The 23,852-nt window shown below is 68.6% G+C and carries 11 protein-coding genes and 1 pseudogene; 11 read left to right on the top strand and 1 reads right to left on the bottom strand.

The features are described from left to right. Nucleotides 1-21: 21 nt before the first annotated feature. Genes B4U45_RS02235 through B4U45_RS02205 form a run of 7 tightly spaced genes read left to right on the top strand, consistent with a single transcriptional unit; the run spans nt 22 to nt 14,523 of the window. Nucleotides 22-1,080, top strand: coding sequence for a phytanoyl-CoA dioxygenase family protein (locus B4U45_RS02235; protein WP_075547428.1), 1,059 nt, complete (start codon nt 22-24; stop codon nt 1,078-1,080). Then, entirely contained in the window at nt 1,064-2,356 is a 1,293-nt protein-coding gene (locus tag B4U45_RS02230; protein WP_219859300.1) for a hypothetical protein, read from the top strand. Before B4U45_RS02235 ends, B4U45_RS02230 begins: the two co-directional genes overlap by 17 nt. Then, the gene (locus tag B4U45_RS02225) at nt 2,353-6,186 is read left to right on the top strand and encodes an SDR family NAD(P)-dependent oxidoreductase (RefSeq protein WP_075547430.1); all 3,834 of its coding nucleotides are present in this window, start codon (nt 2,353-2,355) and stop codon (nt 6,184-6,186) included. The genes B4U45_RS02230 and B4U45_RS02225 overlap by 4 nt, the downstream gene beginning before the upstream one ends. Next, nucleotides 6,186-10,568, top strand: a complete 4,383-nt coding sequence (locus B4U45_RS02220; protein ID WP_122526469.1) for a type I polyketide synthase — start codon at nt 6,186-6,188, stop codon at nt 10,566-10,568. Before B4U45_RS02225 ends, B4U45_RS02220 begins: the two co-directional genes overlap by 1 nt. Before the next feature lie 20 nt (nt 10,569-10,588). Next, nucleotides 10,589-11,521, top strand: a complete 933-nt coding sequence (locus tag B4U45_RS02215) for a chlorinating enzyme (RefSeq protein WP_082275437.1) — start codon at nt 10,589-10,591, stop codon at nt 11,519-11,521. A 3-nt stretch (nt 11,522-11,524) separates the two neighbouring features. Then, complete coding sequence (locus tag B4U45_RS02210; protein WP_122526468.1) at nt 11,525-13,309, top strand: alpha/beta fold hydrolase; 1,785 nt, start codon at nt 11,525-11,527, stop codon at nt 13,307-13,309. Further along, nucleotides 13,306-14,523, top strand: coding sequence for a condensation domain-containing protein (locus tag B4U45_RS02205; RefSeq protein ID WP_131808302.1), 1,218 nt, complete (start codon nt 13,306-13,308; stop codon nt 14,521-14,523). The genes B4U45_RS02210 and B4U45_RS02205 overlap by 4 nt, the downstream gene beginning before the upstream one ends. A gap of 10 nt (nt 14,524-14,533) precedes the next feature. On the opposite strand, the gene B4U45_RS02200 is transcribed toward B4U45_RS02205, so the two are convergent. Next, nucleotides 14,534-15,898: an MFS transporter gene (locus B4U45_RS02200; RefSeq protein WP_082275435.1), complete on the bottom strand. Its 1,365-nt coding sequence runs from the start codon at nt 15,896-15,898 to the stop codon at nt 14,534-14,536. Between the two features lie 260 nt (nt 15,899-16,158). On the opposite strand from B4U45_RS02200, the pseudogene B4U45_RS02195 reads away from it, so the two are divergent. The 4 genes and pseudogenes from B4U45_RS02195 to B4U45_RS02180 form a co-directional block, all read left to right on the top strand. Beyond that, a pseudogene (locus tag B4U45_RS02195) lies at nt 16,159-20,220 on the top strand (non-ribosomal peptide synthetase); the annotation flags it as partial. A 238-nt stretch (nt 20,221-20,458) separates the two neighbouring features. After that, a complete protein-coding gene (pafA, locus tag B4U45_RS02190; RefSeq protein ID WP_089025287.1) occupies nt 20,459-21,817 on the top strand; it encodes a Pup--protein ligase in 1,359 nt (452 codons plus the stop codon). 11 nt (nt 21,818-21,828) lie between these two features. Then, nucleotides 21,829-22,827, top strand: a complete 999-nt coding sequence (locus tag B4U45_RS02185) for a helix-turn-helix transcriptional regulator (RefSeq protein WP_075549712.1) — start codon at nt 21,829-21,831, stop codon at nt 22,825-22,827. Then, nucleotides 22,824-23,792 (top strand): helix-turn-helix transcriptional regulator, encoded by a 969-nt coding sequence (locus tag B4U45_RS02180; protein WP_075549711.1) that lies wholly within the window; start codon nt 22,824-22,826, stop codon nt 23,790-23,792. Before B4U45_RS02185 ends, B4U45_RS02180 begins: the two co-directional genes overlap by 4 nt. The last annotated feature ends 60 nt before the right edge of the window (nt 23,793-23,852 follow it).

Raw genomic sequence — 23,852 nt, 5'->3', positions numbered from 1 at the left:
AGGTCCTAAGGAGAGACGGTTATGAGCACCTCAGCAACCGCAGTCCCGGCCACAGTGCTGCGCGCGTTTCCCGCGCTGGCCCGCCAACTCGACGCCAGCCCGGCGCCGGCGAAGGTGTTGTTCGTCCACGACGACTTTGTTGTGCGAGCCGGACCCACCCGGTACAGCCCAGAGATCTTCAGCGACCCCACCGCGGCTTGGCGCACGTTCTGCGCCAACAATTTCCGCGCCGACGACACGTCGCCACCGGAAGCGACCAGCCTGCCGTTGCACGAATGGAACACCGACTTCGCGTGGCGACCGATCGAAGGACCTTCACGGCTGCTCGATGACGCCCAGCGCCGGCAATACAACGACGACGGTTACTGCGTGCTGCCCGACGTGGTGCCGCCGGACGTCGTTGAGACGCTGATCGCCGAGGTGGACCGGTTGGAACGCATCGGCGAGCAACGGTTGCGGGGAATGCAGGAGGGGCGAGCCTTCATCGCACGCGCCGACGAGATCACCTTTACCACCCACATCGTTCGCAATTCACCGTTCACGCGACGCTTCTATACATCAAAACTGTTCTGCGACATGGTCTTCGACATCATCGGGCCCGACGTGCGGTTGTATTGGGACCAGGCGGTGTACAAGAAGCCGTTCTCGCCCCAACCGTTCCCCTGGCATCAGGACAACGGGTACACCTTCGTCGAGCCGCAGCAGTACCTGACGTGCTGGGTGGCACTCAGCGACAGCGACGAGTCCAATGGTGGCCTGCAGATGGTGCCCGGCGTGCACACCCTCGGCACCATCGCCCACCGGCGTACGCCGCTCGGATATGTCTGTTATGACCGGACACCGGCCACCGCACAGTCATTGACGACGAAAGCCGGAACGATCGTGTGCATGAGCGGCACCACGCCGCATCAGACCGGACCCAACTCCACCGGGGATATCCGCCGCGCGCTGGTGGCGCAGTTCGTTCCCGAAGGTGCCGTCGCGATCACCAGGGAAGCCGACGGCAACATCGTGCGACTGCCGACCAACGACCCGATCCGCCAGTTCCCGATCATCGCCGCAGGTGCCAGTGTTGGCTGACGGGGACACCGCGACGGTGTTGTCCCCGTATCGATTCGGAGAATCGGCAGCCGGCATCGAGGCGGCAACACTGGTCGAACTGGCCGACACCGCGCGACGGGTCATCGCGCTGTCGTTGGCTTTGCCGTCGCGGCTCGCCGACGCGGGAACGCTGGCCGAGGTCCTGCCCGACGTCGACGAAGACTGGCTGAGCTTCGTGCTCGAGCCGCCCGACGGGCTGGACGGATGCCTGTCCAGACCCGATCTCGTCTACTCCGACGGCCGGTTTCGCTGCATCGACGTCAATGCGGCCCACGCGGGCGGCTGGCTGGTCCATGGGTGCTGGACCCAGCAGCGCGGCTGGTCACCGGCGGTTGCCGACCCGCTTGTCGCCGTGTGCGATATGGCGCACGCGTGCGCCCGGGAATCGGGTGTGGCGACAGCGGGGGAATCCGTTGGCCTGGTGGTGATCCGGGCGCCGGGCTCGGCGGAGTTCACCGAATCCGTGCGCCACGCCTGTCTTCCGGCGTGGCGCGCGGCGGCGGCCCGGGCAGGCGTCACACCCGGCGGGTTCCATTTCGCCGACTACGCAGACCTCGAGGTTGGCCCGGATGGCATTTACTGTGCGGGGGAGCGGGTGCATGCCCTGCTGGAGGGTGACGTGCTCGACGGAGCCCCCCGGATGCGATGTGTCGCCGCTGCCAAGCGGGGGCTCGTCTCGTTGCATAGCGGCCCGATCGCCGCGGTGGTCAACGACCGCAGGGTGCTCGCCGAACTGAGTCGGCAAGCCGACGAGGAGCGACCGCTGTTGACGCCCGCGGAGCGCCGGCTGGTCTGCGGCACCGTCGCATGGACCCGAAGCATCCGGCCGGGCACTACCCGCTGGCATGGGCAGTGGGTGGATCTTCCCGGCCTGGCCGTCTCGCGGCAGCCCGAGATGGTGCTCAAGCACGCCACGTCCGACGGCGGCACGCAGGTGTATCTGGGTCACCACACGTCACCCGCGGCCTGGCGCGGCCTCGTCGAAAATGCCTGCGACACCGGGGATTGGGTGGTTCAGGAGTATCTGGCGCCACAGTGGCCGCCGGGTGCGTCCCAGACCGGTCCCGCTCTCGACCCGATCTGGAGCGCCTTTGTTCTGCGCGGACGTTATGCCGGCGGGTTGGTCCGGCTGCTGGGCGTCGACGACTATCCAGACATCAGCACCGCCACCAGCATGGCCGAAAGCCGCAACAGCGACAACAACGTTCGGCTGGCGCCCATCGCCACGAATTTCGAGTTGAAGGAGGCTAAGTGAGCATCGGCAGCGTGGGATCGGACCTGCGGGCCGATATCGCCCGCTTACTCGCTGACTCGCCAGATGCGTTGGACTGCACTGTTATCGAGCGCGGCACCGCGGCGGGTGAACGACGCCTGGTCGCCTACGTGGTGCCGGCCCGACCGGTGACCAGCCGCCGGATTCGGGACACGATCACCGCCGCCGCGGCGCCGATGCCGGTCGACGTGGTGCTGGTTTCGAGCCTGCCCCGCACCGCCGACGGTGAGGCAGACATCGCGAGCCTGGCGATGCTACCGGTGCTGGACGAAACGACGCTCGCCCGAACCGAAGCCGCGATGACCGCCCGCGGCGCAGCTCCCGCGGCCAGCGTGGCGTTCGCGCCCGCGGCCGCGGATGGGTATGCCGGCACAATTGGCACGGCACGGCAGCCGGTGCGACAACCGATCGGCGACCAACGAGCGCCGGCTTCCATCCTGAGTGGTGGGGACGCCCGCCCCGGCGGCCCGGCGACGCTGGGCGAACTGCTCGTTTCGGCGGCCGCCGAGTGCCCGTATCGCGACGCGCTGCGCCTGCACCGCCGTGACGGGCGAGTCACCATGGCCGGTTATGACGAGCTTCTCGGCGATGCCCAACGGGTGTGCGGCGGCCTGCGACAACGCGGGCTGCGCCCCGGCGACCGGGTCGTGCTGGCATGCGGCGAACCCGCCGGCTTCGTGCCCGGATTCTGGGGTGCGGTGCTGGCCGGGCTGATCGTTGTCCCGTCGCCGCTGCCGGACACCGTTGAGCCGCACGCCGCACTGGGTGCGTTGCAGGCCACCATGTCGTCGGCCGCGGCGGCGGTGGTGGTGACCGATCTGACGGCGGCGCAAAACACGCCGGGCTTTGCCGACATCGGTGAGTTGCGCGCGGCCCCGCCCGGCTCGGTGGTCAGCCGATCGCCCGACGACCTGGTGCTCGGATTGCCCACCAGCGGCAGTACCGGTACGCCCAAGATCGTCGGTCAGACGCACCGCGCGGTCCTTTCCAATGCCGCATCGGCCAGCGCCCACAACGGATTTAGCGCCGAGGAAATCTCACTGAACTGGTTCCCGCTCGACCATGTCGGTGGGCTGGTCATGTTCCACATCCGCGACGTCTGGTTGCGTTGCCGGCAAGTGCAGGTGCCCACCGAGCTGGTCCTGCGTGAGCCGCTGACCTGGCTGGAACTGGTTGACCGGTATCGGGTCACGGTCACCTGGGCACCCAACTTCGCCTACCAGCTGGTGACGGCGAGGCTACGGGAGTTGCCGCCCGACGAGCGGCCCCCATGGGATTTGTCGTGTCTGACCTTCATTCTCAACGGCGGCGAGCCCGTCGTCGCCGATCAATGCCTGGACTTCCTGACCGCCCTTGCCCCCTACGGCCTGCCGCCGGAGGCCATGCACCCGGCCTGGGGGATGTCTGAAACGTGTTCGGGGGTGGTGTATTCGGCTGGCTTCGCCCCCGGGCTGGTCGAGCGGTCGAGCCCGCACGTGCCGGTGGGGCAACCGATTCCGGGCTGCACGGTACGAGTGGTTGACGACAGCGGTGCGGTGCAGCCGCACGGCGAACCAGGGCAACTGCAGGTGCGGGGGCCGATGATCACCGCCGGCTACCTCGACGACGACGCGGCCACCGCGTCGGCGGTGGACCCCGACGGGTGGTTGCACACCGGAGATCGCGCCGTGATCGGACCCGCGGGCCTGACCATCATCGGCAGGGACAAAGACGTCATCATCGTCGGCGGCCGCAACATCACCGCGAGCGAGGTCGAGGCCGTCGTCGACAAGGTTTCCGGGGTCGACCCGACATGGAGCGTCGCCTTCGGCGTCCGTGCCACCGATGCCGCCACCGAACAGATCGCTGTCGTTTTCGTGCCGCTGCCCGGACACCCCGCCGCCGAGGTGGCCGAACGGGTACGCCGCGCGATGCTGCGGGAATTCCACGTCTGCCCCGCCCCCATCCGCGCCGTCACCCGAAACGACGTGGCCAAGACGTCGATCGGCAAACCGAAACGGGCACTGATCCGCGAGCGGCTGTTCGGTTGTGCGCCGGACCCGCGCGATCGCCCTCCCGTGGTGGAGGTGCTGTGCACACCCACCCTCGAATCGGCACCCCGCGGCGCGGACTTGTCGGTGTTGTTGCTGGGCGACCGCGGGCAGTTCGCCGACGCGCTGGCCCGGGCGTTGCGGAATCGGGGAGATGCATTGAGCGCCGGCATGTTTGGGCCCGCGGATACGCTCGGCGGCGCGCAGCATGTGGTCTATGTGCTGCCGGCGGGGCCGCCGACACCCGACGACGTTGTCGCTCGATGCGCCGACCTGGCAACCCTGCTGCGCGTCATCGAGCCGGCCGGCGGGTCGCGGCCGTCGCGGCTGACGGTGGTAGCCCCGGCGGGCTGTGACTATGGCCAGGCGCTGGCGGCATTTGCGCACAGCGCGGGTCGGGACCTGCCCTGGCTGTCGGTCCGGGTCATCGGCTCCGCGGCCTCACCCGAAGCGGTCGCCGAGGAGTTGTCCCGATCGGAACCGGCCGAGGTGGACCTTGGCCTGCCGGTCCGGCGGATCTTCACCACCGCGCCGGCGCCGATCCGGGCAACCGGGCAATCCGCACTCCAGGCCGCAGGGCGCTACCTGGTCACCGGCGGACTGGGCGGTGTCGGCCGGCACGTCTGCGAGTACCTGCTCCGGAAATTCGGCGCACGCCTGCTCATCGTGGGGACATCGGAGCTGGACTCCGCCGCGCCCGCGGGGCCGCGCGGGGAGAACCTGCGCGCGCTGCGCGAGATGGGTCGCCAGAGGGGAGAGGTGACCTATCTCGCGGTGGATGCCGTCGACGAGGTGGCCCTGTGCGGTGCGGTCCAGGCGTTCGAGCAGCGCTGCGGCGGGCCCATCGACGGAGTGTTCGCGCTGGCCGGTGAGCTGGTGCGACGGTCCGCGGTGCACCTGTCGGCGGCCGACATCGACGATGCGCTCTACGCCAAGGGTCGGGGCGCGATCGCTATCGAGCGGCTCCTGGCCGCACGCCACCACGCGATCGAGGTGTATTTCAGCTCGGTGCACACCCTGGTCGGCGCGCCGGAACTGGCCGCATATGCGGCCGCCAACCGGTTCCAGGATGCGCTGGCGGCCCGTCACCGGGATCGGGGCAGACGTGCCTGGTCGATCTCATGGAGCCGGTGGGCGGGTCCGGGTATGAGCCAGGACGTCGCCGGCGGTGACCTGGCGGCCGAGATGGGGCTGGCCACCGCCGACCCCGCGGCGGCCATCGATGCGCTGGACGCCGTCCTGCGTTGCCGGCCGGGGTGGTATGCGGTGGGGCTGGATACCAGCAATCGGCGCCTGGCACACCTCGGCGGAGGCTTGCGGCCACTGGAACGGATCGTGGTCCGGATGGCCGGGCCCGCAACGGATCTCACGCCGGCGATCACCGATGCGTTCGGGGTCCCGGTCGCGGTGCACGTGCTGGGGCAGCACCCGCAGGCACCGGCCGCGGCGGCCGATCGGGGCTCGACCATGGCGGTGCTCGCCGGTATCTGGGCCGAGATGCTCAAGCTGACCGACGTCTCGGCGGAGGATGACTTTTTCGAGTTGGGCGGGCATTCGTTACTGGTGCCGCGGTTGCAGGAGCGGGTGCAGCAGTTGTTGGGTGTGCCATTGCCCGCGGTCGCGGTGTTCGAGTACCCGACATTGCGGGAGCTGGCCGAGGTGATCGAGGACCGCGGCGCCTCCGGGGCCGGTCGCGCGGACAAGGGCCAGCCGCCAGTCGAGGATCCGCGGGCAAACCTGCTCCGGCGCGCGTCATTACGTGAGGCGTCCGGGACCAGCTGATGAGCGAGTTCGACGTCGCCGTGATCGGGCTGAGCTGCCGGTTCCCCGGGGCAGCCGACCCGGACTCGTTCTGGCGCAACATGGTTGCCGGCGTCTGCTCGATTCGCCGGCACTCGCGCGCCGAGCTGCTACGGCACGGTGTTTCGCCGAAATTGGTCGACGCACCGGAATACGTGCCCGTCGACGGGTTCCTCGAGGACGCCGACGCCTTCGACGCGACGTTTTTCGGTATCAGCGAGCGGGAGGCGACGCTGACCGATCCGCAACACCGGTTGTTTCTCGAATGCGCTTGGGCGGCACTGGAAGACGCCGGGCATTCACCGCAATCACCGGCGGCCGTTGTCGGCTGCTTCGCCGCCGCCGGGATGAGTCTTTATGCGGGCGCCAGGATGTCGTCCTACCTCACCGAGGCGGTGCTCGCCGACACCGACCTCGTGGAAGGCAGCGCCGTGCCGTTGATTTCGGTGGCGAACCGGGGCGACTACCTGGCCACCCGGGTCGCTTTTCAGCTGGGCCTGCGGGGGCCGGCAATCAACGTGCAGACCGCGTGTTCGAGCGCGCTTGTCGCGACCCACCTGGCGATCCAGAGTTTGTTGTCGGGCGAATGCGATATGGCGCTGGCCGGCGCCGCCGCGGTGCATGTCCCGGTTGCCTGCGGCTACCTGCATCAGAACGGCGGGATTCTTTCGCCGAGCGGCCGCTGCCTGCCCTTTGACGCTGACGCCGACGGCACCGTCGGTGGCAATGGTGTCGGGGTGGTGGTGCTCAAGCGATACGCCGATGCCGTCGCCGCGGGCGACCCCATCCGGGCGGTCATCACCGGATCCGCCATCAACAACGACGGCCGGGACAAGTCGAGCTTTGCCGCGCCCGGCATGCGGGGCCAACGCGAGGTGATCGCCGCGGCGCACACGCTGTCTGGGCGCAGTCCGCAGACCATCGGCCTGGCAGAGACCCACGGAACGGGTACCCGGCTCGGCGATCCCATTGAAATCCGTTCCCTGCGTGCGGTATTGGACGGTGACGATCGCAACCGTTGTGCCATCGGGGCGGTCAAGGCCAACATCGGGCACCTGGATACCGCGGCCGGCGTGGCCGGTCTGATCAAGGTGGTGCTGGCCGTGCAGCGCGGCGTCATCCCTCCGGTTGCGGGCTTTCGCAGGCTCAACCCGGAGATCGATCTCGCCGACAGCCGGCTCTATGTGCCGACCGTGGCCACACCGTGGCCCGGACCCGACGGCAGCCATCGACGGGCGGCCGTCAGCTCATTCGGCGCCGGCGGAACCAATGCGCACCTCGTGGTCGAACAGGCACCCTCGCGTCAGCCACGCCAATCCCGCGGGGGCGGGCGGTACCTGATCGCCGTCTCGGCCCGCGACGGCGAGGCCCTGCGTGACTCCGCCCTGAGGTTGGCCGACCGGCTGCGCGGCACCGAACCGGTCGAGCTCGCCGACGTCTCGTTGACCAGCCTGGCCGGTCGTGCGCCGCTGCGCGCGAACCTGTCGGTGGTAGCGGCCACCACCGCGGAGGCCGCCGACCGCCTGGCCACCGCAGCCGAATCGGTCGACACCACAACACAGTTGACGCCGGTGGCAGCGGGCCCGGTGACATTGCTGTTCCCGGGACAGGGGGGCGAGGGCTGGTCTGTACTACATCGATGGCTAGCCGTCGACGAGGACTTCCAGGGCGCGTTCGGAGCGCTCCATCAGCAGGCGCGGCCGCGCCTTGACGCCGACCTCACCGAGCTCATCGGCTGCGCCGACGACCCTCGCAGAGGACAGGCAGCCAACCTACAGCCGGCGTTGGTGGCCGCCGCGATCGCGCTGGCCCAAACGCTGACCGCGGCCGGCGTGCGTCCGGCCCTGGTGATCGGGCACAGCCTCGGTGAGCTGGCTGCCGCCGCGATCGCCGGGGTGTTCAGTCCGGTCGAGGCGGTGGTGTTGGCCGGTACGCGGGGCCGATTGATGGACCAGCGGTGCGCGGGCGGCGCGATGGCGGTCGCCGTCATCGACGCCGGGGGCGCCGCAGCCGCCATCGACGCGGCCGGCGCCACCGATGTTGCGGTGGCGGTGATCAATTCGGAGCACAGCGTGGTCTTGTCCGGGCCGCACGCGCAGCTGACCGCGGTCTGCGCGGCACTGCGCGCACGCGACGTCAGGACCACACCGTTGGGCACGACGCACGCTTTCCATAGCCCGATGATGGAGTCGATCGTCGACGATGTCGCCGCCGCGGCCGCGGCGGCCAAACCGGGTGCGCCCGCCATCCCGATGCTGTCGACCGTGACCGGGCGCATCGGTAGCGAGGTCGCCGACCCGGCGTACTGGGGCCGCCAAGTGCGCGACCCAGTTTTCTTCGGCGACGCCGTGGGCGCCTCGATCATCCCCACCGGCACCGTGTTCGTGGACCTTTCGCCCTCGGGAGTTCTTGCCGAGATCGTCGCGGTCAACCGCCCGGCACTGGCAGATCGTCTGGTCCGGTTGGACCGTCACGACCAGGCTCCACCCAGCGCGCGCCTACTGCTCGGGCTCCGTGACCGAGGCGTCCCCGTGGACTGGTCGGGCACCGCACTGCATCGGCGCGCGCACCGAATCGCCTTGCCCGCCTACCCCTTCCGGCGAACCACCTACTGGCCGCGCCGCGACGCGGCCGGCTCCGCCGCGGCGCTCCGCCCGGTCCGGCTTGCCAGCGTGGTATGGACGCCACTGGACGCCGACACGTCAGCCGTCGACGGTAGGTGTCCGGTGGTGCTGGCACCCCGTGCTGGCGCCGCGGCGGTCGACGCGGTACGGAACCAGGTGCCCGGCTGCCGCACAGTGCCGGACTGGGATGAGCTGCTGCGGACAGACTTGGCGCGGGCAACCCGGGTGCTGGAGAAGGCGCTGCAGTCGGCCGACGGGATCGTCGACCTCACCGCGCTCGGCGGCGCCGACACGGCGGACGCGACAGACCCGGCCCGGGACTGGATCTCGCTGCGCTCTACGATGGCCGTGGCCGCAGCCAGCCCTCAGGTGCCGGTCGTGACCCTCACCGTCGGGGGTGCCGACGTACCGGGATCGACCTCGGGCCGCCCCGATCAAGCTGCGGTCTGGGGTTTCGTCCGGTCTGCGCGTGCCGAATCACCCGGCCCCGGCTGGCGATTGGTGGACTGCGACAGCACCGTCGACGCGGCGACGCTGAGCGCGGAGATCGTCCGCACCGATCATTCGGAGATCGCGCTGCGCAACACGCTGCGACTCGCCCCGCTCCTGATCGATGCGCCGGACACCTCCGGCGAGGCGTCGCCGACGGGACTGACCGGCCCGCTGGATACCGTCGTGATCGGGGGCGGCACCGGCGGCATCGCAGCCCGGATGATCCAGCGGTGCGCCCGCAACGGCGCGCGACGGGTGGTGCTCGTCGCGCGCAACCCGCCCGGGCAACCCCCGGCCGGCCCGCCCGGCTGCGTCGTCGAATTCGCCCGGGCGGATTTGGCGGTCCCTGCAGACGTGGAACGCCTGGCCCGGTCGCTACCCCGGGGATCGGTATCGCTGGTGATCGCGGCCGCCGGGGTGCTGCGCGACGCGATCGCCTCGCGCGTAACCGAATCCGACCTGCGCGCGGTGCTGGCACCCAAGGTGCTCGGCACCGCAGCGCTGGCGCGGCTGGCCGCTGAGCATGGGTGCCCGATGTTGGTGATGTCGTCGCTGGCGTCGCTGTTGGGTTCGCCGGGACAGGCCGCGTACGCCGCCGCGAACGCGGCGCTCGAGTCGCTGAGCCGGGCGGCCGGACCGGCGGTAACCACCGTGGCCTGGGGGCCGTGGCAGCAGGTGGGGATGAGCCGTGAGCTCGATCCCCGCTCCGGGCCGCGGGCCCTGCCGGCAGACCAGTGGCTCGACGCGCTGGATCGGGTGCCTATGGGCGGGGCCACTTATTACGCCTTGCCCGATCCCGTTGTGGCAGAAGGTGATTCTGGGTTGATGCCGAGGCCGGAAGCGTTAGCCGCGCAGGTCTGGGCCGAGCCAGGGGTTCATGACGCGGCTGCTCGCACCGACCAGTGGCGGGAGGCCGTAGCGGGCGGAGAAATCACCGGGTTCGTCTGCCGCGCGGTCGCGGCACTGCTGCGCCGCGACTCGGTGGCCGTTGACGCTCCTTTGGTAGATCTCGGCTTGGACTCGCTGGCCGGCCTTCGGCTGCGGCGAGACCTGATGGCCGCGACGGGAATCGACCTGCCGCCGACGCTGATCTACGACTATCCCCATTGCGCTGCCCTGGCCGCTCATCTGGCCGCCGTGACGGCGCCCGGCGACGGCCAGGCGCCGCATAACGACTCCAACGGCTCGATCGCCGAGCTGGGCGCCGAATTGAAGCGGGAGCTCGCACGATCGCTGGAAGCTCTTTAGTGAATCGGAAAGGATTCTCAATGAGTGGTGTAGCCAACCTGATCGAGGACCCGGACCTGCGCGGGTTCGAGGAGAACGGCGTCATCGGGCCGTTCACGCTCTACTCGCCCGACGAGGCGAAAGCGATGTTGCGGCGCATCCGTATCGGCAACCAGGACCGCAGCCACATCCTGTTCGACAACGAGGTCAACTACGACCGTCATTTCGACATCCCCGAGCTGGCACAACATATCGGGCATCCGACGATCATCGAGAAGGTCGGCAAGATTCTCGGGCCGGATCTGCTCGCCTGGCGCACCGAGTTCTTTCCGAAGTTCCCCGGCACCCCGGGCACCGAGTGGCATCAGGTCCGCAACTATCAATACGCCACCGGAACCGCGATGCTGCAGCACAGCACCCAATCCGACGACCTGCCGCTCGATATCACCGTGTGGACCACCTTCACCGAAGCCACCAAGGAAAACGGCTGCATGAAATTTTTGCCCGGGTCACACCGCACCCTCTACTACGACGAAAGCAAGTCGGTCACTATTGGCCGCGACGGCGAGTACAGCTCCGTCACTGCCATGGAGGACAGCGGATCGTTCTTCGGCTACGACTTCAAAGAATTTCGCATCGACCCGCAGTGGGTACCACCCGAGGATGAAGCGCTGGCCGTGGAAATGGAAGCCGGGCAGTGCGTGATCTTCACGGCCAGGTGTGTGCACGCCTCCTATCCGAACACCACCCAAAGGTCTACCCGGTTTGCGATCGCATCGCGATACGTGCCGACGGAAGTCAAGGTCTATCCCGGGTGGCCCTCGTTCGAAGCCCACGGCGGGCACTTCGATCTCACGCACTACGGTGCCGTCCTGGTAGCCGGCCAGGACACCTACGGCCACAACAAGATTCGTAGCACCGACAACAGAGGCCGGCCGTTTCCGCACCACGCCGTGGCCGTGGCGGCGAGGTGACCGGTGGCCGGCTACCAGCGACAGGCCGCCGGCTTCGGCCTGCTCTGCTATGGACCTGCGGACACCGCGGATCCGCACCGCTCAGTGCTGGCCTTCCCGCACGGCGGAGGAAGCCCGCACTCGTTTGCCAGGCTCAGTGCGGAGCTCGGTCAACACGGCTACTGCGTCACCGCGGTTGATCCGCCCGGACGACCACGCTCGGGTGGCCCCGTCCTGCACGAGCTTGGCGAGCTGGTCCAGTTCTACCTCGATCAGCTGCCGGAGCAGCTGCTGGGCGGGGTGCTGATCGGCCACAGCGTCGGCGCTTACGTGGCGTCGGCGCTGGCTGCTCGCCTGGAGCGCGAAGGCCGGCCCGCACGGGCCGTGGTCATGTCGGCCGTGGTGCCGCCGGCCTACCTCGACCCATCCCGGCCGCTATCGAAAATGACTGACGCGCAACGACTTGACTGGTGCCGTCACCTGGGCACCTTCCCGGCGGCCGATAAGTACAGCGGTGCCTTGTTCACCCTGTTCGTCGGCGCCATCCGGGCCGATTGCGAGGTGTTCGAGTCGGCGATGGGCGTGTCGCTGGACCATACGACGCCGTTGCTGGTGCTCGCCGGCGATGCGGACCCGGCGTGTCCGGTCCAGCAGGTGGCCCACTGGCCCGACACCCACCCGCAGGCGGTGATCCGGACGCTGCCCGGCGGCGGACACATGCTCCCGCAGGATGCCGCGCCCAGGTACGCGGCGGAAGTGGCCGACTTCCTGCGCCCCGGCCGCAACGGCTCCATCCCGACACCGCGAATTACCGGGCACCGGCGGTCCTGGCGCCGGGAGGATATGTGGTTGCGCGGCCGAGAAGGCCGCCGATGCCTACCGGTCGTGCTTCCCCGAGGTCGTGACACGCCGTCGGCGCTGGCCGAGGTTATCTCCGAAAACGATTGCGTGGCAACATTATTGGCCGAACATGGGGCGCTACTGGCCCGCGGGTGGAACGTGGGCGACGCGGGCGGGCTGCAGGCGATCACGGGGCGGGCCGGCATCGAGCCGACGCGCTATGTCGGCGGGAACTCGCCCCGGACCGCGTTGGGCAACGGGATCTATACGTCCACCGAGTATCCGCCCGAGGCGCCGATCAGCCCGCACAACGAAATGTCGTACTCGGACCGCTGGCCCAAGCGGCTGTACTTCTGCTGTGCACGGCCCGCGGCCCAGGGCGGTGAAACGCTGCTCGCCGACGGCCGCGCCCTGGTTGCGCACCCCCGGCTGCAGGAAGTTGTCGATTGCATGCGGCGCAAGGGGATTCGATACCTGCGCACCATGCGCAGCGGGTCCGGGCCGGGCAAATCATGGCAGCAGACCTTCGAGACCGCCGACCGGGACAAGGTGGCCGGTCTGTTGCGAGATTCGGGCGCGACCGCGACGTGGCTGCCCGGCGGGGCGCTGCGTATCGTCGAATGCCGGCCGGCCTTCATCCATGATTCGGACTCGGGCCGGCAGGTGTGGTTCAACCAGGCCGAACAGTGGCATTCTTCGGCCCTTCCGGTCGAGATCCGCGACGTGTTGCTCGATGAGTTCGGCGAAGAGGGGCTGCCCCACCATGCGTCCTACGGCGACGGCGAGCCCATACCGGAACGCGATCTCGACGCCATTCGCCATGTCCTGGAAGCTGTTTCAGTGGCCCACTCGTGGCGCCGCGGTGATGTTCTGGTGGTGGACAACGTGACGACGCTGCACGGCCGGGCCGCCTACCGTGGCGAGCGGCGCGTTCTGGTCGCGATGACTGACCCGGTGGCGCGCGAGTGAGCGTGCCGGGTTGGCTCATCGGGCTACGTGACGCCAGCAGTCCGCTGGGAGCCGATTTTGCTCCGCTGGTTTTCCAGGCTGTCGATATTGATCCGGACATGCTGGTTGCCCGGCTGCCCGTGCTGGTGTCGCGGCACGAAGCGTTGCGACTGGTGTGGCCGGACCTGTCGGTGGGTTCGCCCGAAGCGGTTCTCGACGCCGTTCTCGGGGTCGATACCCATGGCGGGGACATCGGCAGCTTCGCCGCGGCGCTGGCGCTGGCTGGGTACCGGTGCGCGGGAAAACCGTTGTGGCGGGTGCGATTGGTCGCAACGGTCCAGCCGCCCCAGCAGTATGTGGTTGTGGGCCTGGACCGATTGATCACCGACCCGTGGTCGTTGCATGTGCTCGCCCAGGAGCTGTGTTTGTTGTGCCATGCCGGTCCGCCGCCGGACTTGGGCCCGCCACCGGCGCAATTCGGTGCGGTGCTGGCTGATCGGGCCGCCGGGTCGGACGATTCCGACGCGAGGGCCGAACGGCTGCACTGGCGGCGACAACTTGCGGATGCGAATTTTGGTGCCGATCCGCGGGTGCCGCGCTCCGCGGTGACGGCGGCGCGAATACGGCGGGTGCCGCTGACGGCCGACGACGAACAAGCCATGGTTGCGCTTGCTTCGGCGTACCGGACCACGCTGCTGGCGCCGGTCGTTGCCGCGGTACACCTGGTCTGGCGGCGGCAGGTCGGCGCGGCCGAAACCGTGCTGTTGACCGAGGTCGGCCACCGCGACACCCAGGAGCTGGACGGTGCGGTGGCGCCCCTGATGGAGCCGCGTCCGATGCGAATTACGTCGGATGTACGTGCGGGGCCACTTATTTCGCAGGCCCGCGACGCACTTCTCGACGTCTTGGACAACAGCTGCGTGCCGCTGGCCACCGATCCCACGCCGATGCAGCCGTTTTTCGATCACCCCGACCGGATGACGGTGCTGGCCGAGTTTGATACCCCCAACCAGCCCACGGTGCCCGATTCCACGCTCAATCTGCTTGACCAGCCGAGCATCTGGGCGCTCGGCCCACCGCGCGCCGATGTGCACGTGATGGTCCGCGGCGAGCATCGGGCGCCGTCGGTATATCTGGCCGATAACCCGCTTGCGGTGACCGATCAAGTCGCCGAAGAGTTCGCCCACGGACTGGTTTCGGCGCTGCGCGCGATGACGTCCGACGTCGATGCCTGAGCTTTCGCCGCTATGCCGCGCACGCCGCGGGCAGCGAAACGCAGAACAGCCGATGTGCCCCCACGGCGCGACGGCGCGTCACTCCGGCACGCTCGGCCAGGCAGCGGCCGGCAGCACCTCGCGAGACCACAATGGCGGCGCCGAAGGCGCTCGCCAGCACCGGCCACCCGATCAGTCCCACCGGCATCAACACCGCCATCACGGCAGGGCCGATGACCTGTTGGCCGGTGTAGGCGAGGCTGAAGGCGCCGAGATAGCGGCTCAACTCTGTCTCGGGTGACAGCTCTGCGGACAGCTCGTAGGCGGCCACGTTGTGGAGGTTCTCGGCGACCGAGAGCAGCACGACGGCCGTCAGCACCGCCAAGACCGCAATGGTGGTGGTCGCCGCCTGGCCGAGGGCCAGGAAGCCGCAGCAGGCCATCAGCAGCAGACCCGCCAGTCCCAGTACCCGATTCGCGGCCGCAGCCCCGTCAGCGAACCGCGCGACGTAAACCTGAAGCACCGCCGTCAGCACGGTGTTGACCGCCATGAATACGGGCACCCATCCCGCGGGCACCGCGGTGTGCTTGATGACCCAAATCGGCAGCAGCACGATCAGCACGCTGTCGTGCAGCCACAACACGCCGTTGCCGATCGTGAATACCACGAACCACCGGTCGCGGAACGGGGACCGCTGGCCGGCCGCGGCTCCGGCCGCCGGACTGGGTGTCGGAGTCTCGGCCGCCACCACGGCTTGCGTCCGCGAAACCGTCGGCCACACCATGGCGGCCGCCACCAGGAAAGAGATCCCGTTGGCAACAAAGAGCGCGGTGAACACCGACGTCGCGGCGGCGGCGAACGCCCCCGCGGCGAGCAGGAAGCCCGCGGTCAGGCCCAGGTTCCGCACGCCGCGGATTGAGGCCATCGTCCGAGTGCAGTCCTGGTTGCCGATCACCGCCCGGACGACCGACTGCTGCAGCGGTGTGCTCGCGCGGTCTGCGGCGGTGAGGACCACCGTGAGAACCAGAAAGCCCTTGAAGTCGGAAACGCCTGCAAAGCAGCAGTAGCCGAGACCACGCAGCACCAGCAGTCCGATGTAGAGCCTTCCGGGCCCCAGTCGGTCCGCCAGCCGGCCCAATGGCACCGGGACGAACAGAGCGAGGATTCCGGCCGCGGTGCTGGCAAAGGCGACTTGCGGCGCACCGATTTTGACGATCCCGACGAAGTACAGCGTGAAGGAGGCGAAAAACAGCCCGGTGCCCAGCGAATCGATACCCCCACTGATCGCCAGTGTGCGACCTGCCGGGCTGGCGGGCAGCAGCATCGCACCCAGCCGGCGAATTCCTCCCTGCGTCGCCGGGCGACTCGGGGATTGCCTGCGGTTGGTGCCAGCCATTGGTGTTGCTGCTCTCTTCCAAGGCCGCCATCGCGGCGCGAGTACCTCGACCAGCACAGCTTCGCCGCAGCCGCTACCTGAATCCTTGGCGAATTCTGGAAACGCGACAGGCGTTAGGACCGATGGTGCGGGCGACACACCGTCGGGCTCGGGTGTAGGTTGGATGTCTCGCAAAAGCCGAGTGCAGGGATATATCGCGATGCGTGTCCGCCGGTACGTCAGCGTGGAAATCGCTTGTGGCCCTGGATCGGTCAGGGGTGGTGGGCACCCTCGTCGACGCACCCTCGGTGCCGGGCCTGGTCATTCCCATGGGCTCGGCCGCTGACGGCGTCCAACCGTTGGTGGCCGCGGCGCCGCCGAAGCCGGTGCCGTTGTCCTACGGGCAACGTCGGTTGTGGTTCATTGATCAACTAGAAGGGCCGTCCCCCCTTTACAACATGGCGGTGGGGCTGCGGTTATCTGGACGGCTGGACACCGAGGCGCTGTGCACGGCGGTCACCGATGTGGCGAGCCGCCACCGCTCGTTGCGCACCGTCTTTCCGGTCACCGACGGTATCCCCGAGCAGCGCGTGGTCGATGCCACCGCCGCCGACACGGGCTGGCAGATCACCGACGCCGCCACGTGGTCGGCAGCCCGGCTGCAGCAGGCCATTGCCGCGCTGGTCGGCTACCGGTTCCATCTGGCCAACCAAATCCCGCTGCGGACAGAGCTTTTCAGCGTCGGCGCCGACGAACACGTGCTGGTCATCGTGATGCACCACATCGCCGCCGACCGGTGGTCACTCGGTCCGCTGCTGCGCGACCTGGCCACCGCCTACACCGCCCGCCGAGCAGGGGCGGCCCCCGGCTGGGAAGAGTTGGCACTGCACTACGCCGATTACAGCCGGTGGCAGCGTGCCCAGCTGGGTGACGCGGACGACCCCGCCAGCACCATCTCCGCCGGGCTGGTGTATTGGCAGCAAACCCTGGCCGGACTGCCGGAACGGCTGGAGCTGCCCACCGACCGCCCCTACCCGCAAGTGGCCGGGCACGCCGGCGCCAGCATCGCCGTCGACTGGCCGGTGGCATTGCACCGCAGGATTGCGTGGTTGGCCCGCGAGCATCGCGCCACGAGTTTCATGGTCATTGCGGCGGGCGCGGCTGCGTTGCTTGCCGGTCTGACCGGCAGCACCGATATCGCGGTGGGCATTCCCGTTGCCGGGCGCACCGACCCCGCGTTCGAGGAGATGGTCGGGCTGTTCGTCAATACGGTGGTGTTGCGAGTCAGCCTGGCCGGTGACCCTAACCTCACCGAGCTGATCACCCGGGTCCGGGAAGCCAGCCTGGACGCCTACGAGCACCAGGACGTGCCCTTTGAGGTGATCGTTGAACGGCTCAACCCCACCCGCAGCCTCACCCATCACCCGCTGATCCAAGTCATGTTGGCCTGGCAAAGCGCCGCCCCGGCCGACGAATTGATCCTGCCCGGACTGCGTGTCGGCTCCGTCCCCGCCGATACCCAAGCCGCCCACCTTGACCTGACCCTCACCTTCGGCGACCGCTTCGCACCCAGCGGGGCGCCCGCTGGCATCAACGGTGAAATCACTTACCGCACAGATGTATTCGATGCCTCCAGCATCGAGAGGCTTCGCGACCGCCTGCAACGGCTGCTGACCGCGATGACCGACGATCCGAGTGCGCCGCTGTCGTCGATCGATGCGCTCGACGCCGACGAACACGCCCATCTCGATGAAATCGGGAACCGCGCAGCCCTGGCCAAAACCACGGCGCCGGTGTCCATACCGGCGTTGTTCGACGCCCAGGTCGCTCGCACACCGCGGGCGGTGGCGCTGGTCGGTGTGGACCGAACGCTGGCCTACGCCCAACTGGAGCGGGCCGCGAACCGGCTGGCCCACGCGTTGATCGATGCCGGGGTGGGCCCCGGCGCCGTGGTGGCGCTGCTGCTGGCGCGCTCCATCCCGGCCACCATCGCCATCCTCGCGGTGCTCAAGACCGGGGCGGCCTACCTACCCATCGATACCCAACACCCAAGCGCGCGCATCGCTTTCATGCTCAACGACGCGACCCCCAAGGCCGCGATTACCACCACCGACCTCGCCCCGTTACTCGTTGCCGCCGGAGTCGGCACCGATCTGGCAGTCATCGACGTCGACGATCCCCGAATCGATACTTATCCGGGCACCGCGCCACCGCCCCCCGACGCCGACCACATCGCCTACATCATGTACACCTCCGGTACCACCGGTACTCCCAAAGGTGTTGCGATCAGCCACCGCAACGTCACCCAACTCTTCGAGGTAGTGCCGCCATTCACCGCCACCGCCGGAAAGGCCGGCGCCCAATGCCATTCGTATTCGTTCGACTTCTCGGTATGGGAGATGTGGGGAGCACTCCTGCACGGCGGGCGGCTGGTGGTGGTGCCGGATGCGGTGGCGCGCTCGTCCCCGGATTTGCATGCGCTGCTGGTACGGGAACACGTCGACGTGCTGACGCAAACTCCCTCCGCTATCGCGATGTTGCCCCGGCGTGGGCTGGAGTCCGCGGCTGTGGTGCTGCTCGGCGAGGTGTGTCCTGTCGAATTGGTGGATCGGTGGGCGTCCGGGCCGATGATGATCAATACCTACGGCCCGACAGAGGCGACGGTCTGGGTGTCGACGAGCGCGCCACTGGTTGCCGATGCGGCGCCGCCGCCGATCGGCTCGCCGGTGCCGGGTGCGGCGTTGTTCGTGTTGGACGCCTGGCTGCGCCCGGTGCCCGTGGGGGTGGTGGGGGAGCTGTACGTGGCCGGTGCCGGGGTGGGGTGTGGGTATTGGCGCCGGCCCGCGTTGACCGCGGCCCGGTTTGTGGCATGCCCCTATGGGGTGGGGGGGCGGATGTATCGCACCGGGGATTTGGTGCGCTGGCGCGCCGACGGGCAGTTGGACTATCTGGGTCGCGCCGATGAGCAGGTGAAAATCCGGGGGTACCGCATCGAGTTGGGTGAGGTGAGCACCGCGCTGTCCGAGGCCGTCGGGGGGCGGCAGGCGGTGGTGATCGCGCGCGAGGACCGTCCCGGTGACCGGCGGCTGGTCGGCTACGTCGTCGGGCAGGTGCAGGCGGAGCAGGTCCGCGCGCGGCTGGCCGAGCGGTTGCCCGACTATATGGTGCCCGCGGCGGTGGTGAGCGTGGCGGCGCTGCCGTTGACGGTCAACGGCAAACTCGACAAACGTGCCCTGCCGGCTCCCGACTACGCTCACACGACCCGCTACCGTGCCCCGACCACCGCGGTCGAGGAAACCCTCGCCGGCATCTACGCGCAGGTGCTGGGTCTGTACCGGGTGGGCATCGACGAGTCCTTCTTCGATCTGGGCGGCAATTCGCTGCTGGCCATGCGGGTGGTCGCCGGAGTACGCCGAGCCCTGAACGTCGACCTGACCGTGCGCAGCCTGTTCGATGCGCCATCGGTGGCGAGCCTGAGCCAACAGCTGCGCCGACCCGTGCGGTCACCGGAGGTGACCCCGGTGGAGCTGCTGCGAGACGGTGTCGGGGTTCCGCTGTTCTGCATTCATACAGCCGTGGGGTTGAGCTGGCCCTATCACGCCCTGGGTGCTTACCTGGACTGCCCGATTGTCGGCATTCAGCAGGTCCCCGACGATGGCCCGGGGCCCGAGTCGATCCGTGACATGGCGCAGCGCTATGCCGACACCGTCCAATCGTTGTATCCCGGTGGGCCATATCACCTGCTCGGCTGGTCGTTCGGGGGGCTTGTGGTGCATGAGCTCGCCGTCGAGCTTCGCCGGCGCGGCTGCGTCGTCGGGCGGCTCATCGTTCTCGATGCGACCCCGTGCGCCGACGAAGTGACGGACGACATCACCGCCGCGGTGCGGGAAGCTGAAATCCTGAAATATGTACTGCGCGCGAATGGAATCGATTTGCCGGCAGATGATCTTGAACCCTTTACCTATCAGCGGGCTGCCGAATTGATCCCAGAACGACAGCACGCCAATTTCGGGCTCCCGTCCGCGCAGCTGCTGGAGATTCTGGTCGCGAACAGCATCGCCAATGAACGGCATCGGTCCGGGCATCGGCCGACGGTCTTTGACGGTGACCTGACCATATTCGTGGCCACCCGCGGCGGAAATGATTCGACGCTGCTCGAGGATTGGCGGCCGTATGTCCGCGGCGATATCGTCGAGTACGCCGTCGACTCCACACACAACGAAATGTTGAATGCCGAATCGCTCAAGTTATTCGGTGCACAACTGAAGGCTGCATTGGTCGACGGCCAGGCTCCGGGGGTTAGCGCCGCCGGGCGATCCATTGCCGGCGTTACCGGCACCTGACGCGGCGTCGAGTGTGCATCCAGGGCTTCGAGCGTGCACTGTGGGCTTCGAGCGTGCCTCGGTGGCGAGCTCACGGCCCGTCGGCCGCCCTGGCTACACAGTGGAAACCGTCGGCGCACACTCGACGCCCTGGACGCACACTCGACGCCTGGATGCTCGACGTCCTGAACCCGACAAGTCCCGACATGTGGCGCGGCTTGCTCACCGCCGCGTCACGACAACCAGTACCCTCGATTACGTGCAGCGACGAATCATGGGCATCGAGACCGAGTTCGGTGTCACCTGCACCTTCCACGGCCATCGTCGGCTCAGCCCCGACGAGGTCGCGCGCTACCTGTTTCGCCGGGTGGTGTCCTGGGGACGCAGCTCCAACGTTTTCCTGCGCAACGGCGCACGCCTATACCTCGACGTGGGAAGTCATCCGGAATACGCCACCGCCGAATGCGACAGCCTGGTGCAGCTGGTCACCCACGACCGGGCCGGCGAATGGGTGCTCGAGGACCTGCTCATCGATGCCGAACAACGCCTTGCCGACGAGGGCATCGGCGGCGACATCTACCTGTTCAAGAACAACACCGATTCGGCGGGCAACTCCTACGGCTGCCACGAGAACTACCTGATCGTCCGGGCAGGCGAGTTCTCCCGCATCTCCGATGTGCTGCTGCCGTTCCTGGTCACCCGCCAGCTGATCTGCGGGGCCGGCAAGGTGCTGCAGACCCCCAAGGCGGCCACCTTTTGCTTGAGCCAGCGCGCCGAGCACATCTGGGAGGGCGTCTCCAGCGCCACCACCCGATCACGCCCGATCATCAACACCCGCGACGAGCCGCACGCCGACGCCGAGAAATACCGGCGGCTGCATGTCATTGTCGGCGATTCCAACATGTGTGAGACGACGACCATGCTGAAGGTGGGCACTGCTGCGCTGGTGCTGGAAATGATCGAGGCAGGGGTCGCCTTCCGTGATTTTTCCCTGGACAACCCGATCCGCGCCATCCGCGAGGTCAGCCACGACGTCACCGGCCGCCGGCCGGTGCGGCTGGCCGGGGGGCGCCAGGCCAGCGCGCTGGACATCCAGCGCGAGTATCACGCCCGCGCCGTCGACCATCTGCAGAACCGGGAGCCAAACCCGCAGATCGAGCAGGTCGTCGACCTGTGGGGGCGCCAGCTCGACGCGGTCGAGAGCCAGGACTTCGCCAAGGTGGACACCGAGATCGACTGGGTGATCAAACGGAAGCTGTTCCAGCGCTACCAGGACCGCTACCACATGGAGCTGTCCGACCCGAAGATCGCCCAACTGGACCTGGCCTACCACGACATCAAACGCGGGCGCGGTGTCTTCGACCTGCTGCAGCGCAAGGGTCTGGCGGCACGCGTCACCACCGACGAGGAGATCGCCGATGCGGTCGACCACCCGCCGCAGACGACGCGCGCGCGACTGCGCGGCGAGTTCATCAGCGCCGCGCAGGCCGCGGGACGGGATTTCACCGTCGACTGGGTGCATCTCAAACTCAACGACCAGGCGCAGCGCACGGTGCTGTGCAAGGACCCGTTCCGTTCGGTCGACGAGCGGGTCAAACGGCTGATCGCGAGCATGTAGCTCAAGAACCAATGGCGACCTCGAAAGTCGAACGGCTGGTCAATCTCGTCATCGCGCTGCTGTCTACTCGCGGCTACATCACCGCCGAAAAGATCCGCGCCACTGTTGCGGGATATGCCGATAGCCCGACCGCCGAGGCGTTCTCCCGGATGTTCGAGCGCGACAAGAACGAACTGCGCGACCTCGGCATCCCGCTGGAGGTCGGCAAGGTGTCCAACCTGGACCCCACGGAGGGCTACCGGATCAACCGCGACGCCTACGCGCTGCCACCCGTCGACCTGAACCCGGACGAGGCGACCGCCGTTGCCGTCGCCACCCAACTATGGGAGTCGCCAGAACTGATCACCGCGACCCAGGGCGCGTTGCTCAAGCTGCGGGCCGCTGGGGTGGACGTCGACCCCTTGGACGCCGGGGCGCCGGTGACCATTGCCTCCCCGGCCGGGCTGACCGGGCTGCGCGGATCCGAACACGTGCTGGGAATCCTGTTGTCTGCCATCGATTCTCGGCAGGCGGTGCAGTTCCCGCATCGGTCGTCGCGGGCCGAGCCCTACACCACCCGCACCGTCGAACCGTGGGGCGTGGTCACCGAGAGGGGCCGCTGGTATCTCGTCGGCCACGACCGCGACCGCGACGCCACCCGCGTTTTCCGGTTGTCGCGGATCGGTGGGGAGATCACCCCGATCGGCCCGGCCGGCGCGGTCACCGTGCCCGACGACGTCGACCTGCGCGGCATCGTGGCCGCGAAGGTCACCGAGGCGCCGACCGGTATGCAGGCCACGGTCTGGGTCGCCGACGGGCGGGCCACCGCGCTGCGCCGAGCCGGGCGACCCGTCGGCCCCCGCAGACTGGCCGGTCGCGACGGCGACGTGCTCGAACTCGACATCGGATCTAGTGACCGGTTGGCGCGCGAGATCGCCGGCTACGGAGCCGACGCGATCGTCTTGGAGCCGGCCGCCCTGCGCGACGACGTGTTGGCCCGATTGCGTGCCCACGCGGAGACAGCGCGATGACTGCCGTGTCCACCCGGCTGGTGCGGCTGCTCAACATGGTGCCGTACTTCCAGGCCAATCCGCGGATCACCCGCGCGGAAGCCGCCGCCGACCTCGGGGTGTCGGCCAAGCAGCTCGAGGAGGATCTCAACCAGCTGTGGATGTGCGGACTGCCCGGCTATTACCCGGGAGATCTGATCGACTTCGAGTTCTCCGGAGACACCATCGAGGTGACGTTCTCGGCGGGCATCGACCGGCCGTTGAAGCTGACGTCTCCGGAGGCCACCGGGCTGCTGGTGGCGTTGCGGGCACTGGCGGACATCCCGGGCGTCGTCGATCCGCGGGCGGCCCGCAGCGCGATCGCCAAGATCTCGGCGGCGGCCGGCGCGGCCGGCCATGACAGCACGGTTTCGGCCGCCGACCAACCGGCGCCGGCCGAGCACGCGGCGGCGGCGACGGTGCGCGCCGCGGTGCGCCACAATCGGGCGCTGACCATTGACTACTACTCGGCGTCGCACGACACCCTCACCACCCGGACCGTCGATCCCATCCGGGTGCTGCTGATCGGCGGCCACAGCTATCTGGAGGCCTGGTCGCGCGAGGCCGAAGGGGTTCGGCTGTTCCGGTTCGACCGGATCGTCGACGCCTGCGAGCTGGACGAGCCGGCCACGCCGCCGGAACCGGCGCTGCAGGCGCCGCCGGGCACGGCGCTGTTCGACGCGGATCCGTCGCTGCCGTCGGCAACGCTGCGGGTGGCGGCGTCGGCGTCGTGGATGCTGGAGTATTACCCGATACGGGAGCTGCGTGAGCTGCCCGACGGATCTTGTGAGGTGGCCATGACCTACGCCTCGGAGGAGTGGATGACTCGTCTCATGCTGGGCTTGGGCTCCGATGTGCAGGTGCTGGCGCCGGAATCGCTCGCCCGGCGCGTGCGGACGGCCGCGGAAGCCGCATTGCAGGCCTATCGGGCCGCTGTGCAGCAGTGACGGCGCGGCCGGGCGGCTTGGCAGCTCTGCTGCGGTAACATCGGGTCAACGTCTGGAGGT

This window comes from Mycobacterium persicum (assembly GCF_002086915.1).
In the GTDB taxonomy this organism is placed as follows: Bacteria; Actinomycetota; Actinomycetes; order Mycobacteriales; family Mycobacteriaceae; genus Mycobacterium; species Mycobacterium persicum.
The sequence above is the reverse complement of the archived record's forward strand: the minus strand, read 5'-3'. Positions and strand labels throughout refer to the sequence as shown.

Coding starts and splice junctions, on each gene's coding strand:
- B4U45_RS02185 (WP_075549712.1), top strand. CDS start 21,829: ATGGCGACCTCGAAAGTCGAACGGCTGGTCAATCTCGTCATCGCGCTG.
- B4U45_RS02180 (WP_075549711.1), top strand. CDS start 22,824: ATGACTGCCGTGTCCACCCGGCTGGTGCGGCTGCTCAACATGGTGCCG.
- B4U45_RS02235 (WP_075547428.1), top strand. CDS start 22: ATGAGCACCTCAGCAACCGCAGTCCCGGCCACAGTGCTGCGCGCGTTT.
- B4U45_RS02220 (WP_122526469.1), top strand. CDS start 6,186: ATGAGCGAGTTCGACGTCGCCGTGATCGGGCTGAGCTGCCGGTTCCCC.
- B4U45_RS02215 (WP_082275437.1), top strand. CDS start 10,589: ATGAGTGGTGTAGCCAACCTGATCGAGGACCCGGACCTGCGCGGGTTC.
- B4U45_RS02200 (WP_082275435.1), bottom strand. CDS start 15,898: ATGGCTGGCACCAACCGCAGGCAATCCCCGAGTCGCCCGGCGACGCAG.